This is a genomic window from Arthrobacter sp. TB 23 (assembly GCF_000294595.1).
GTDB lineage: Bacteria > Actinomycetota > Actinomycetes > Actinomycetales > Micrococcaceae > Arthrobacter_D.
Window position 1 is genome coordinate 25531 of the sequence record NZ_ALPM01000104.1, and the last position, 13597, is coordinate 39127.

The 13597-nt window shown below is 64.5% G+C and carries 13 protein-coding genes; 8 read left to right on the top strand and 5 right to left on the bottom strand.

What is annotated here, in order from left to right:
* Position 1 precedes the first annotated feature (1 nt).
* Positions 2-1114, bottom strand: a complete 1113-nt coding sequence (tal, locus tag B384_RS0114365) for a transaldolase (protein ID WP_019483800.1) — start codon at positions 1112-1114, stop codon at positions 2-4.
* A gap of 26 nt (positions 1115-1140) precedes the next feature.
* Positions 1141-3321, bottom strand: coding sequence for a transketolase (gene tkt / locus B384_RS0114370; protein ID WP_019483801.1), 2181 nt, complete (start codon positions 3319-3321; stop codon positions 1141-1143).
* Positions 3322-3667: 346 nt separating this feature from the next.
* On the opposite strand from tkt, the gene B384_RS0114375 reads away from it, so the two are divergent.
* Positions 3668-4612 carry a heme o synthase gene (locus B384_RS0114375; RefSeq protein ID WP_019483802.1) on the top strand — a complete coding sequence of 315 codons (945 nt, stop codon included), beginning with the start codon at positions 3668-3670 and terminating at the stop codon, positions 4610-4612.
* 26 nt (positions 4613-4638) lie between these two features.
* Positions 4639-5538 (top strand): dihydrodipicolinate synthase family protein, encoded by a 900-nt coding sequence (locus B384_RS0114380; protein WP_019483803.1) that lies wholly within the window; start codon positions 4639-4641, stop codon positions 5536-5538.
* Here B384_RS0114380 and B384_RS0114385 read toward each other — a convergent pair.
* Genes B384_RS0114385 through B384_RS0114395 form a run of 3 tightly spaced genes read right to left on the bottom strand, consistent with a single transcriptional unit; the run spans position 5522 to position 8219 of the window.
* Positions 5522-6523, bottom strand: coding sequence for a COX15/CtaA family protein (locus B384_RS0114385; protein ID WP_019483804.1), 1002 nt, complete (start codon positions 6521-6523; stop codon positions 5522-5524). The two genes, B384_RS0114380 and B384_RS0114385, sit on opposite strands and share 17 nt — an antisense overlap.
* A gap of 5 nt (positions 6524-6528) precedes the next feature.
* Positions 6529-7272 carry an ABC transporter permease gene (locus B384_RS0114390; RefSeq protein ID WP_019483805.1) on the bottom strand — a complete coding sequence of 248 codons (744 nt, stop codon included), beginning with the start codon at positions 7270-7272 and terminating at the stop codon, positions 6529-6531.
* Entirely contained in the window at positions 7269-8219 is a 951-nt protein-coding gene (locus B384_RS0114395; protein ID WP_019483806.1) for an ABC transporter ATP-binding protein, read from the bottom strand. Before B384_RS0114395 ends, B384_RS0114390 begins: the two co-directional genes overlap by 4 nt.
* A gap of 155 nt (positions 8220-8374) precedes the next feature.
* Here B384_RS0114395 and B384_RS0114400 point away from each other — a divergent pair, with 155 nt between their 5' ends.
* The 6 genes from B384_RS0114400 (at position 8375) to B384_RS0114425 (ending at position 13566) form a co-directional block, all read left to right on the top strand.
* Positions 8375-9220: a helix-turn-helix transcriptional regulator gene (locus B384_RS0114400; RefSeq protein ID WP_019483807.1), complete on the top strand. Its 846-nt coding sequence runs from the start codon at positions 8375-8377 to the stop codon at positions 9218-9220.
* Positions 9220-10695: a Fe-S cluster assembly protein SufB gene (sufB, locus tag B384_RS0114405; protein WP_019483808.1), complete on the top strand. Its 1476-nt coding sequence runs from the start codon at positions 9220-9222 to the stop codon at positions 10693-10695. Before B384_RS0114400 ends, sufB begins: the two co-directional genes overlap by 1 nt.
* A gap of 2 nt (positions 10696-10697) precedes the next feature.
* A complete protein-coding gene (gene sufD / locus B384_RS0114410) occupies positions 10698-11963 on the top strand; it encodes a Fe-S cluster assembly protein SufD (RefSeq protein ID WP_019483809.1) in 1266 nt (421 codons plus the stop codon).
* The gene (locus tag B384_RS0114415) at positions 11963-12322 is read left to right on the top strand and encodes a non-heme iron oxygenase ferredoxin subunit (RefSeq protein WP_019483810.1); all 360 of its coding nucleotides are present in this window, start codon (positions 11963-11965) and stop codon (positions 12320-12322) included. The genes sufD and B384_RS0114415 overlap by 1 nt, the downstream gene beginning before the upstream one ends.
* A 78-nt stretch (positions 12323-12400) precedes the next feature.
* A complete protein-coding gene (gene sufC / locus B384_RS0114420) occupies positions 12401-13189 on the top strand; it encodes a Fe-S cluster assembly ATPase SufC (protein WP_019483811.1) in 789 nt (262 codons plus the stop codon).
* 47 nt (positions 13190-13236) lie between these two features.
* Positions 13237-13566, top strand: coding sequence for a metal-sulfur cluster assembly factor (locus B384_RS0114425; RefSeq protein ID WP_019483812.1), 330 nt, complete (start codon positions 13237-13239; stop codon positions 13564-13566).
* The last annotated feature ends 31 nt before the right edge of the window (positions 13567-13597 follow it).

A 13597-nucleotide genomic window follows, 5' to 3' on the forward strand; every position in this document is an offset into this window, starting at 1 on the left:
ATTAACCCCTTGCCGTATCCAGTGCGGTCTGAACTGTTTCGAGTAGCTCGTTCCAGCTGGTCACAAACTTCTCGAGGCCTTCGACCTCGAGCTGCTCGACTACCTCAAGATAGGAGATCCCGATGTTTTCGAGGCTGTTCAGCACTGAGTTGGCGTCGTCGTACGTTCCGGTGATCGTATCGCCGGTGATCACCCCGTGGTCCGCCGTGGCCTCAAGCGTTTTTTCGGGCATGGTGTTGACGACGCCGGGTGCCACCAGTTCGGTGACGTACAGGGTGTCAGGTAGTGCCGGGTCCTTGACCCCGGTGGATGCCCACAGGGGACGCTGCCGCCGGGCTCCGGCGGCCGCGAGAACTTCCCACCGCTCCGTCTCGAACAGCTCCTCGTACACCTGGTAGGCGAGCCGGGCGTTCGCCAACCCTGCCTTGCCTTTCAACGCTGCGGCTTCGTCGGTCCCGATGCCGTCCAGACGCTTGTCGATCTCGCTGTCCACGCGGGACACGAAGAAAGATGCGACCGAGTGGATGGTCGAGAGGTCGAACCCGTTTTCCTTCGCCTGCTCGATGCCGAGCATGAAGGCGTTGATCACAGCCCGGTAGCGCTCCAGAGAGAAGATCAGGGTGACGTTGACGCTGATCCCGGCGGCGAGGGTGCACGCAATTGCTTCGAGCCCCTCGACGGTGGCGGGGATCTTGATCAGGACATTTGATCGCTGCACCTTGGCGTGGAGGCGCTTGGCCTCGGCGATGGTGCCCTCGGTATCCCGGGACAACCGGGGGTCAACCTCGATGGACACGCGACCGTCGACGCCGCCGGTGCTCTTGGCTGCCGCGCCGAAAATGTCGCAGGCCTGGGCGACGTCGTGGGTGGTGATATCGAAGACAGCGTCATTGACGGGGATGTTGGCTGCAGCCAGGGCCTCAACCTGGGTCGCGTAGGACTCGCCCTGCTGCAGTGCCGCGGCGAAGATGCTGGGGTTGGTGGTGACGCCAACCACGTTGCGTTCCTCGATCAGGTGCTTGAAAGCGCCCGAGTTGATGCGCTCCCGTGAAAGGTCATCGAGCCAGATCGATACGCCGGCCGCGGAAAGGTCTGATGTGGGTGTTGAAGTCATGGTGGATCTCCTTGAATTGTCGGCTGTTACTGCTGGTCGCCGGTTTCGGATGATGCGGGGCCGGACCACGCCGGCGTGCCGTTGGGTGCCCGGTGGTCGCCTGCAACAGCGATGGAGTCGCGGGCTGCCTGGACGACGGCGTCGGCGGTGATGCCGAATTCGTTGAACAGCCGCTTGTAATCAGCGGATGCACCGAAGTGTTCCAGAGACACTGACCTGCCGGCATCGCCAATGAGTTCGCGCCAGCCGAGGGCCACCCCGGCCTCCACGGAAACCCGCGCCTTGACGGTGCCGGGAAGCACCGATTCACGGTAGGTCTCGTCCTGGCGGTTGAACCATTCAAGGCTCGGCATCGAAACGACGCGGGCAGCGATGCCCTCCGCCTGCAGTGTTTCGCGTGCCTCAACAGCCAGCTGAACCTCCGAGCCGGTGCCGATCAGGATGACATCGGGGGTGCCGCCGGTCGCTTCGGCGAGGATGTAGGCACCCTTGGCTGCGCCTTCGGCTGAGCCGAAGGTGTCGCCGTCAGCTGCACCGGTGCCGCGTGCATAGGTGGGAATGTTCTGCCGGGTCAGGACGATCCCCGCCGGGTTCTCGGTGTTTTCGAGGATGGTGCGCCAGGCGACGGCCACCTCGTTGGCATCACCCGGGCGGACGACGTCGAGCCCTGGAATTGCGCGCAGGGCGGCCAATTGCTCTACCGGCTGGTGGGTGGGACCGTCTTCGCCCAGGCCGATGGAGTCGTGGGTCCAGACATAGATGGACGGGACCCCCATGAGTGCGCCCAACCGGACGGCCGGACGCTGGTAGTCGCTGAAGATCAGGAAGGTGCCGGAGAACGCCCGGGTGCTGCTGTGCATCACGATGCCGTTGACGATCGCGGCTGCCGCATGCTCGCGGATCCCGAAGTGCAGCACCCGGCCGTACGGGTTGCCCTGCCAGGTGTCGGTCTGCTTCCCCTCGGGGATGAACGACGGCGATCCCTCGATCGTCGTATTGTTCGATTCTGCGAGGTCGGCCGAGCCACCCCACAGTTCCGGGAGCACTGGGCCAATGGCTGAGAGCACTTTGCCGGATGCGGCCCGCGTGGACATGTCCTTGCCCGCCTCAAATTCGGGCAGGGCGTCATCCCAGTTGGCCGGGAGGGTCCGGGAGGCGATCCGGTCGAGGAGCTTGGCGTTCTCGGGGTTGGCCTGCTGCCAGGCGCCAAATGATTTGTCCCATTCGGAGCGCAGGGCCTGCCCGCGGTCGCTGACCTGCCGGGCGTGGTCCAACACCTCGGGGGCGACGTCGAAGTGCTTGGCCGGATCGAGGCCGAGGGTCTCCTTGAGGGCTGCCACCTCGTCTGCGCCGAGGGCCGAACCGTGGATCTTGCCGGTGTTCTGCTTCGTCGGTGCCGGCCAGCCAATGATGGTCCGCAGTGACACGATCGAGGGCCTGGACGTCTCGTCCCGTGCCGCTGTCAGGGCGTTGTACAGTTCCTGGACGTCTTCGACGTAGTCGCCGGTCTTGGTCCAGTCAACGCGCTGGACATGCCAGCCGTAGGCCTCGTAGCGCCCGAGTACGTCCTCAGTGAACGCGATGTCGGTGTCGTCTTCGATGGAGATGTGGTTCTCGTCGTAGAGGACCACCAGATTGCCGAGCTCCTGGTGTCCGGCCAGCGACGAGGCTTCAGCCGTGACACCCTCCTGGAGGTCGCCGTCGGACGCGATCACCCAGATGGTGTGGTCGAATGGGCTTTCGCCGGCGGCGGTATCGGGATCCATCATGCCGCGCATCCGGCGCTGGGCGAAGGCGAACCCGACTGCCGAGGCTAGGCCCTGACCTAGCGGTCCGGTGGTGATTTCGACGCCGGCGGTGTGGCGGTATTCCGGGTGGCCGGGGGTTTTCGAGCCCCAGGTCCGCAGGGACTGGAGGTCCTCGAGTTCCAGTCCGTACCCGGAGAGGAAGAGCTGGATGTAAAGGGTCAGGGAGGTGTGGCCCGGCGACAGCACAAACCGGTCGCGGCCGGTCCACTCAGGCTGGGAGGGGTCATGCCGGATTAGTTTCTGGAACAGCAGGTAGGCCGCGGGCGCCAGGCTCATAGCCGTGCCGGGGTGGCCGTTTCCCACCTTCTCCACAGCGTCTGCTGCCAACACCCGGACGGTATCCACCGCACGCGTGTCCAGTTCGGTCCAGGTCAGTTCTTGCGTATCAAGCTGCGGCACGAAACCTCAGCCCCTCTCTGTGCTCCACGGCCAGCGCCGCGGCGCCCTGTGGGACTGGCGATCGCCGTCTTTGCGCACCGGAACAACTGGCCGTTCACCGTTGTAAAAACCTGCATTCTGGCTACCCACGCCCCGCGGCCACCATTTTACCGGCGGAAACGGGCTGGGCATTAGGGTCAACCCTATCGTCTTGGGCCGGTTTTCAAATTTGTGGTTCACATCGTGACGTGACGAGTCTCTGGGGCGCATCCGGCGAGGTTACTTCTACAGTCTGTAAAATCTGGGAGGGAGGGGACGGTATGATGAGAGAGGACTTTCCCCCCAGCAGAAACGGCAGTGTTACCTCGTGAAGACCGAGCAGGATCCGGGCCTTGCCAGCACAACGGGCACCAGTACGGGTTTCAAACGCAAGGCTAAGGCCTATCTCGCTCTGACCAAGCCTCGCGTGATCGAGCTGCTGCTGGTCACCACACTGCCAACCATGATCTTCGCCCAGGGCGGACTACCCGGTGTCTGGCTGATGATTTCGACCATGGTCGGTGGCGCACTGGCCGCCGGCAGCGCCGGTTCGTTCAACTGTTACATTGACCGCGACATCGACAAGGTGATGCACCGCACCGAGAAGCGGCCGCTGGTCACCGGTGAGGTTTCCCCCCGCGAAGCCCTGATCTTTTCCTGGGTGCTCGGCGTTGCCGCTATTGCCCTGCTGTGGTTCGGCGCCAACCCCTTGACCGCTGGTCTCGGCGTGGCAGCCATCTTCTTCTACGTGGTCGTCTACTCGCTGATTCTGAAACGCCGCACGCCGCAGAACATTGTCTGGGGCGGAGCCGCTGGCTGCATGCCGGTACTGATTGCCTGGGCCGCTGTCACGAACACCATTGAGTGGCCAGCCGTGGTCCTCTTCCTCATCATTTTCCTGTGGACGCCGCCGCACTACTGGCCGCTCTCCATGAAGTACAGCGACGATTACAACGCGGCCAAGGTGCCGATGCTGGGCGCGATCGCCGGTGCCCGCGTTGTGTCCGTCCAGGTGGTCCTCTACGCCTACGCGACGGTCGCCTGCTCACTGCTGCTCATCCCCGTGGGCGGGGCGGGCTGGGTATTCACCGTCGCGGCCCTCGCCGCCGGTATCTGGTTCCTGTCGGAAACCCACAAGCTCCACACCTCTGCGGTGCGCGGCACGGTCACTGACAAGGGTTCCATGAAGGTGTTCCACGGCTCGATCAGCTACCTCACCGTAGTGTTCCTCGCGCTGGCCATCGATCCGTTCATCGGCGGCCCGGTCTTCTAACCAGTGGGTACGACTAGCATGGGCACATGGTGTTCAACGGTCTAATCGCGTATCCAGTCACTCCCTTTCACGGGAACGGTGACATCAACTTCCCCGCGCTGGCGTCGCTGGTGTCCTCCCTCGCGTCCTCGGGGGTGGATGCCATAGCGGTGCTGGGCTCCTCGGGTAGTTTCGCCTACCTCAGCGCCGCTGAACGATCGCAGGTCGCCTCGACCGCCGTCGACGCCGCCCAGGAGTCCGGCGTTCCCGTCGTGGTGGGGATCAGCTCGGTGGGGACGAGGGAAGTGCTCGACGCCGCCCGGGACGCCGAGCGCGCCGGAGCCTCAGGTGTGGTGCTCTCACCGGTGTCTTATGTGCCGTTGAACAACGATGAGGTGGCGACCCAGACCGCTGCCGTCTGCGAGGTCACGTCCTTGCCGATTTGCCTTTACAACAACCCCGGCACCACCCAGTTCCACTACGACCTGGAACTGGTCGCCGAACTCCTTGACCTCCCCAATGTGCAGGCGTTCAAGGACACTGCCACCGACGTGGTGTCCTTCCGGCAGCGCTACGACCGGTTGCGGTCACTGACCAGCCAGCCGTTCAGCCATGGGCTGAGCGGGGACCTGCTGATCGCCTCGGGCGATATCGCAGCGGACGCCTGGCATACCGGTCCCGCGGCGCTGCTTCCCCGCGCCTACACCGAGTTTCGGGCGGCGGTAGTCAGTGGGGATGGTGCCCGGATTGCTGAGTCGCGGAAGCTTCTGCTGCCGGTGGTGCAGGCCGTCCTGCGGCTGCGGAAGCTGAGCGGGCTTCATTCACTGGCGAAAGCGTGTGGCATCGACGCCGGGGACCCGCGGCTGCCGGTATTACCCGTGCCGGGTAGTGAGCAGCGCGACCTGGCACGCCTGATCGACGCGCTTGAGGTTACCGGTCGTCTCTGAAGCCCGCGGGCTCCGAGGCGACACCGTGGTCGTCGGATTCCAGTGTGGCCCGCTCCTGGCGGCTTGCCGCCAGATAGACGCTGTTGGCCATGGCCGCCGTCAGCACTGATGCTCCGAGCATATGCAGGGCCACCAGCACGACGGGCAGGTGCAGGAAGTGCTGCAGGTAGCCGAGGGCGCCCTGGGCAAGAACCACCGCGGCGAGGATCACCACCGATGTCCTGAGTCGTGACGCTGCCGACTCGCGGTACACCAGCACCAGCGCGACGGCGACCGTAAGTACCAGCAGATAGACCGGCGCCGCGTGGATACGGGTCATGAGGTCGGGGTCGAGGTTGTTCCGGGCGGCGCCAGCGTCACCGGCGTGCGGGCCGGATCCGGTGACGATCACCCCGAGGAAGACCGTGATGGCTGTCAGCACTGCCGCAGCGGTCAGGATCTGACGCAGCAGCCGTGATCCCAACGGCGCGGCCGACGTTGCCGCCTGCGCGGTGGTGATCCGTGCCCGGTTGACCAGCACCGTGGCAAGGACAATCAGAACCATCGAGACGATGAAATGCCAGCCGACCACCCAGGGGTTGAGCTGGGTCAGCACCGTGATGCCGCCGAGGATAGCCTGCGCGGGGATGCCTGCGGCCAGCGCGATGGCGAGCCGGAACAGGTCCTTGCGTTCCTTGCGCAGATTCCAGAGGGATACCACCATGGCGATGGCAATGGCTGTCAACACGAAGGTCAGCAGCCGGTTGCCGAACTCGATCACCCCGTGGATGCCCATTTCCGGTGTATTGACGATTGACGTGGCAGTGCACCTGGGCCACTCAGGGCAGCCCAATCCTGAGGCCGTGAGCCGCACGGCACCGCCGGTCACCACGATCATGATCTGGGAGATCAGCGAGGCGAGCGCCAGACCGCGAACGGACCGCGAGTTGGTGCGGGGGAGTTTCGCTGTGAGACGGCTCCAGCCGGTGGGTGCAGGGTGTGTCATGTGTGCTAACTCCATTTGAACCAGCGGATGGCGGCGAGGCTGGACAGGAAGGCCCACGCCGCGAGGATAAGGAACGCAGGAAGGTTGAAGGCCCCGTCGATGAGCGCCGACCGTAGTCCGTCGCCCAGCGCCGAGGACGGCAGGATGTCAACTAACGGCCGCATGGCATCGGGCAGCAGCGTCCCGGGGAGCACAATACCGCCGGCCACGGCCAGCAGGATCCACACCAGGTTGGTCACGGCAAGCGTCGCCTCCGGCCGGAGGGTTCCAGCCACCAGGAGGCCCAGGGCTGTGAATGCCGCAGCGCCGACGATCAGTTGCACCAGCCCAGGCAGCATCCCCGCAGCATCCGGGCGCCATCCCAGCAGGACCGCAACGGTACCGATGACCACCAGCTGGACTGCCAGGACGACGACGACGCCGAGCACCTTCCCCAGGATCAGCCCTGGTTTACCCAGGGGAGTAGTGGACAGGAACCGCAGCACGCCGTAGCGGCGGTCGAAGCCGGTAGCGATGCCCTGCCCGGTGAAGGCAGTGGACATGGCACAGAGCGCAATGATGCCCGGGGTCGCTGCGTCGATTCGGCTGTCCGCCATCCCGTCAAGGAACGGCGTCAGGACCAGGACCACCAGACCGAGCAGGGGCAACGCAATGGCCAGGACCAGTTGTTCCCCGTTGCGGAGCATGGACAGCGCCTCGTAGCGGCCCTGCAGGAGGATGCGTTTAGCCAGCGGAGCGGCAGTGCTCATCGGATTTCCCGTCCGGAGATGTCGAGGAACACGTCTTCGAGGGACCGGGGTTGCATGCTGATGGACAGGGGCAGGACGCCGGCCTCTTCCCACCACCGTGCAAGTCCTGCCAGGTCGGCGGGGGTGAAGCAGCCAGCCACCGAATAGCGGCCGGGATCGGTTTCCCTAAAGCTGAGCGCCGGAAACGCGCCGGCCGGGAGGCCGAGGCCTGGGGCGGCCTGGAAGCGGAGATCCCGGTACGTGTCGCCGGCGTCGTCGGCGGTCAGGTCAGCGACGGTGCCGTGGGTGACGGTGCGGCCCGTGTCGAGAATGTAGACATAATCGGCGAGCTTCTGGGCGTCGTCGAGCAGGTGGGTGGTGAGGATGATGGCCAGCCCCTCAGCGCGGAGTTCACGGATCAGGTCGAACACGATGGTGCGTGACTGCGGATCCAGTCCTGCGCTGGGCTCGTCCAGGAAGAGCACCTCGGGGTTGCCGATCAGCGCGCAGGCGAGGGCGAGCCGCTGTTTCTGGCCGCCGGAGAGCCGTCGGATGCCCGTGGTGGCGTAGGAGTTGATGCCCAACCGGTCGGCAAGCTCGGCCACCGGGCGGGGTGCGCCGTACATGGCCGCCACATGGTTGAGCAGGGCCAGCGGCCGGGCCGACGGCGGGAGCCCACCTTCCTGCAGCATCACTCCGACTCTGCTGCGAAGCGCCGCTCCGGCGTTGAACGGGTTCTCACCGAGTAGCCTGACCGTCCCACCGTTGGGGCGCTGCAAACCCTGCGCGCATTCGAGGGTGGTGGTCTTGCCGGCACCATTCGCGCCGAGGAGCGCCGTGACCTGCCCGGGGTAGGCTCGAAGGTGGACGCCGTCGAGCACCCTGACCATCTTGCCGTCGAGCGCGGAAACGGGTCCAAAGTCCTTGACGAGCGCTTCAACTTCCAGCGCGGGAGAGGGGTTTGGCACTCAATTATTCTACGGCATGTAGTAGCTGTGCCTTCCCGTGCGGAACCGCCCTTCGGATAGCCTCGCCTTACTGGCAGTGGGGAACAGATTAGGACATGATTGTGTTGTCTATTCTGTGGGCATAAATCTGTGCCGCGGATTCCGGAGGAGGCGACATGAGCAATTCATCCCCAGCCAGCACCTTCCCGGCTGAGGCGCGCCCAAATGGCTCCCAGCCAAATGACTCCCGGCCCAACAGCTCCCGCCCCAACGGTTCCAGGCCCAGTGAGGTCGAGGACCGGACCCGCAGCAAGGTGCTCGCCGCGGTCCTCGAACACGGCCCGGTCAGCGCGGCTGAACTCGGTGAACGCCTGGGGTTCACCCCGGCGGCCGTCCGACGCCACCTTGATGCCCTGTCCCGCAAACAGCTCATCGAAGTGAAACTGGTCGGCAACCCCTCTTCGGGAGCGGGCCGGCCGGCCCGCAGGTACGTGCTGAGCCAGCGCGGGCAGACCGAGCTGGGCACCGACTACCTGTCCATCGCCAAGGCGGCTCTGACGCAGCTCCAACTGGTCGCCGGTCCCGACGCCGTCGACGAGTTCGCCCGGACCCGCTTCGCCGAGATGGAAACCCGGTACCGCCCCCTGGTGGAAGCCGCCGGCCCCGACCTCGAAGACCGCGCCCGTGCGCTGGCCGGAGCACTGACCGCGGACGGGTTCGTGGGGTCCACCACGGTTGTCGGGCGGAACGCCCCGAACGCTGCCATGCTGGCGGTCCAGCTCTGCCAGGGTCACTGCCCGGTGCAGGAGCTCGCCGCCGATTTTCCCTCGTTCTGTGACCAGGAGACCGAAGTATTCTCCCGGCTGCTCGGCGTCGACGTACGCCGGCTGTCCACGCTGGCGCGCGGCGGCCACGTCTGCACCACCCACATACCTGTGGGCCGGGTAATACCGGCCCCCGCCGGGACTGACATCCCCGGGCTAGAACCGACCGTATCCAACCATCAGCATGAAAGGCCGTGATGACGGATCAAGTAGACCAGAAGACAATGGCTGAGCCAGCCGTTCCGGAAGCAGTAATCAGTGACATCCTGGAGCGCAATCCGGAGCTCGAAGGCATCGGTAACTATGCTTTCGGCTGGTCGGATAAGAACGACGCCGGCGCCAACGCCAAACGCGGACTCAGCGAAGAGGTCGTCCGCGACATCTCGGCCAAGAAGGACGAGCCCCAATGGATGCTTGACCTGCGCCTGAAAGGCCTCAAGTACTTCGACCGGAAGCCCATGCCCGCCTGGGGTGCTGACCTGTCGGGCATTGACTTCGACAACATCAAATACTTCGTGCGCTCCACCGAGAAGCAGGCTGGCAGCTGGGAAGAACTCCCCGAAGACATCAAGAACACCTACGAGAAGCTCGGTATCCCCGAGGCAGAGCGTAACCGCCTGGTCTCAGGCGTGGCGGCCCAGTACGAGTCCGAGGTGGTCTACCACCAGATCAACGAGGAGCTCGAACGCCAGGGTGTCATCTTCATGGACACCGACACTGCGCTGAAGGAACACCCCGAGTTCTTCGAGGAGTACTTCGGCTCGATCATCCCGGTGGGCGACAACAAGTTCGCATCGCTGAACACGGCCGTCTGGTCCGGCGGCTCCTTCGTCTACGTGCCACCCGGCGTTCACGTTGAGATCCCACTGCAGGCCTACTTCCGGATCAACACGGAGAACATGGGCCAGTTCGAGCGGACCCTCATCATCGCCGATGAGGGCTCCTACGTGCACTACATCGAAGGTTGCACCGCCCCGATCTACACGTCGGACTCCCTGCACTCGGCTGTCGTCGAGATCGTGGTGAAGAAGGACGCCCGCGTCCGCTACACCACCATCCAGAACTGGTCGAACAACGTGTACAACCTGGTCACCAAGCGGGCTATCGCCCACGAGGGCGCCACCATGGAGTGGGTTGACGGCAACATTGGCTCGAAGGTCACCATGAAGTACCCGGCCGTCTACCTGGTAGGGGAGCACGCCAAGGGCGAGACCCTGTCCATTGCTTTCGCCGGCGAGGGTCAGCACCAGGACACCGGTTCGAAGATGGTGCACATCGCACCGAACACCAAATCATCGATCATCTCCAAGTCGGTTGCCAGGGGCGGTGGACGGGCCGCCTACCGCGGGCTGGTCCAGGTCCGCGAGGGTGCCACGCATTCGGCGAACACTGTGCGCTGTGACGCCCTGCTGGTGGACACGATCTCCCGGTCCGACACCTACCCGTACGTGGACATCCGCGAGGACGACGTCACCATGGGCCACGAGGCAACCGTCTCGCGCGTCAGCGAGGAACAGTTGTTCTACCTGATGTCGCGCGGCATGCCCGAGGACGAGGCCATGGCCATGATCGTGCGCGGGTTCATCGAACCCATCGCCCGTGAACTCCCCATGGAGTACGCCCTCGAACTGAACCGCCTGATCGAACTCCAGATGGAAGGGGCAGTAGGCTGATAATGGCTGAAGCTACCCAATTAGACGCTCCGGCGTCCGAAGAGAAAATTGCCATCGACGGTTTCACCGAAGAAGGGGAAAACCTTTCCCCCTTCAACGAGGGCACCGACCAGCATGGCGCGAAAAAGCACAGCCACGGCGACGCCCCGGTCATCCCCGAGGCATCCCGCGGTGAGCGGCTCAAGTCTTACAGGCTGGCCGACTTCGCACCGCTGAACGGCCGCGAAGAGGACTGGCGGTTCACCCCGCTCAAGCGTCTCCGCGGGTTGCACGACCAGCCGCTGACCGGTTCGGGGCCCACCGTTGAGGTTTCCGGCGCCACCAACATCCAGGTGGAAACCGTCGGCCGCGACGACTCCCGCATCGGCTCCGCGTCCATCCCCGATGACCGGGTCTCGGCCGCAGCCTGGGAAGCGTTCACTGAGGCCACGGTCGTGACCATCCCGGTGGAGACGATCGCGGACAGGGACATCCAGATCACCATCAATGGCGTCGATGAGGCCCCTGCAGCCCAGCACCTGATCATCACCGCGGAGCGGTTCTCAAAGGCCGTCGTGGTGCTCGATCACCACGGCAAGACCACCCTCGCGCAGAACGTTGAAATCGTCGTCGGCGACGGCGCTGAACTCACCGTCGTCAGTGTGCAGGAATGGGACGACGACGCCGTCCACACCTCCACCCAGCAGGCCAAAATCGGTCGGAACGCGAAGTTCAAGCACGTCGTGATCAGCCTGGGCGGAGACCTGGTGCGGATGACGCCGTCGTCGCTCTTCACCGGACCAGGCTCCGAGGTCGAGATGTACGGACTGTACTTCGCCGACGCAGGCCAGCATCTTGAGCAGCGCCTCCTGGTGGACCACGCCGTCCCGAACTGCAAATCCCGCGTCACGTACAAGGGCGCGCTGCAGGGCCAGGACGCTCACACCGTCTGGGTCGGCGACGTGCTGATCCGCAAGGAGGCGGAGGGGACCGATACGTACGAAACGAACCGTAACCTCCTGTTGACTGACGGAACGCGCTCGGACTCGGTGCCGAACCTGGAGATCGAAACTGGTCTCATCGAGGGTGCAGGCCACGCCAGCGCCACCGGCCGGTTCGACGACGAGCACCTGTTCTACCTGATGGCTCGCGGCATCGACGAGAAAACCGCCCGCCGACTGGTGGTCCGCGGTTTCCTCAACGAGGTCATTCAGCAGATCAAGGTGCCAGCCCTGGAGGAGCGACTGACCGACGCCGTGGAGCGGGAACTCGCGGCAGGAAACATCTGATGGCTGATGCACCGAAGGGCGAACTGGTCTGCAATGTCAACGACATTGAGGTCCGCCAGGCCCTGCGCATTCTGATCGACGACTATCCGGTGGCTGTGGTGAAGGACTCCGAGGGTGCAATCCATGCTCTCGGGGACACCTGCTCGCATGCCGATATCTCCCTCTCCGAGGGGGACGTCGAAGGATGCGTCATCGAATGCTGGGGACACGGATCGCAGTTCGATCTGCGCAGCGGCGCCCCGCTGCAACTGCCAGCCTATGAACCTGTCCCAGTGTTCGCCCTGGAAATTCACGGCGACGAGGTCTACGTGGACATCACCACCGTCACCAACGGTGCCGCTGTCCCGGACCTCGGCTAGCCGCCACACACTTTTCGACTACTTAGCTCGAACACCTACTGCACTCCCTGCCACGCAGGGCGCGAAGGAGAACCACAGATGTCCACCCTTGAAATCAAGGACCTCCACGTCAGCATCGAGACGGAGCAGGGGGTCAGGAAGCAGATCCTCAAAGGGGTCAGCCTGACCATCAACACCGGCGAGTCACACGCCATCATGGGGCCCAACGGTTCCGGCAAGTCGACCCTCGCCTCGACGATTGCCGGTCACCCCCGGTACCTCGTTGACAGCGGATCCATCACCCTCGACGGTGAAGACGTCCTCGATATGAGCGTCGACGAGCGGGCCCGCGCCGGCCTGTTCCTGGCCATGCAGTATCCGGTCGAGGTACCCGGCGTCACCATGACCAACTTCCTGCGGACCGCGAAGACTGCCCTCGATGGCAAGGCTCCGAGCCTGCGTCACTGGACCAAGGACGTCAAGGAAGCGATGTCGCAGCTGCGCATCGACGCCGACTTCGCCCAGCGCAACGTCAACGAGGGTTTCTCCGGCGGCGAGAAGAAGCGTGTCGAAATTCTTCAGCTCGAGCTGTTCAAGCCCCGCTTCGCCATCCTGGATGAGACCGATTCAGGCCTCGACGTCGACGCGCTGAAGGTCGTGTCCGAAGGCGTGAACCGCGAGCATTCGAAGGGCGAAATGGGTACCCTGTTGATCACCCACTACACCCGGATCCTGCGCTACATCAAGCCGGACTTCGTCCACGTGTTCGTTGACGGCAGGATTGCTGAACAGGGTGGCCCTGAGCTGGCCGACCGCCTCGAGGCCGAAGGCTACGACCGCTTCGGCGCCCAGTCCCCGGCTCCTGCTGTCACCACGGCCGGCGCCTAGGCTCAGCAGCAAGTGAACTCGGTAACACTTCGAGAAGGTAGAGAACAATGAGTGAAGTGAACGCGGGACAGACCGCGCTTGACGACGTCGAGGAAGCCCTCAAGGACGTGATTGACCCCGAGTTGGGTGTCAACATCGTTGACCTTGGCCTCCTGTACGGCCTGAAGTACGCCGACGACGGCGCCCTGCTGATCGACATGACGCTCACCACGGCGGCGTGCCCGCTGACTGACGTCATCGAGGAGCAGGTGGGCCTGTCGCTGGACGGCGTAGTGGACGACTGGCGCCTGAACTGGGTGTGGATGCCACCATGGGGTCCCGAGAAGATCACCGACGACGGCCGCGACCAGATGCGGGCCCTCGGCTTCAACATCTAGGACGCTCCTGCGCAGCATTCCCGGAGCAGCG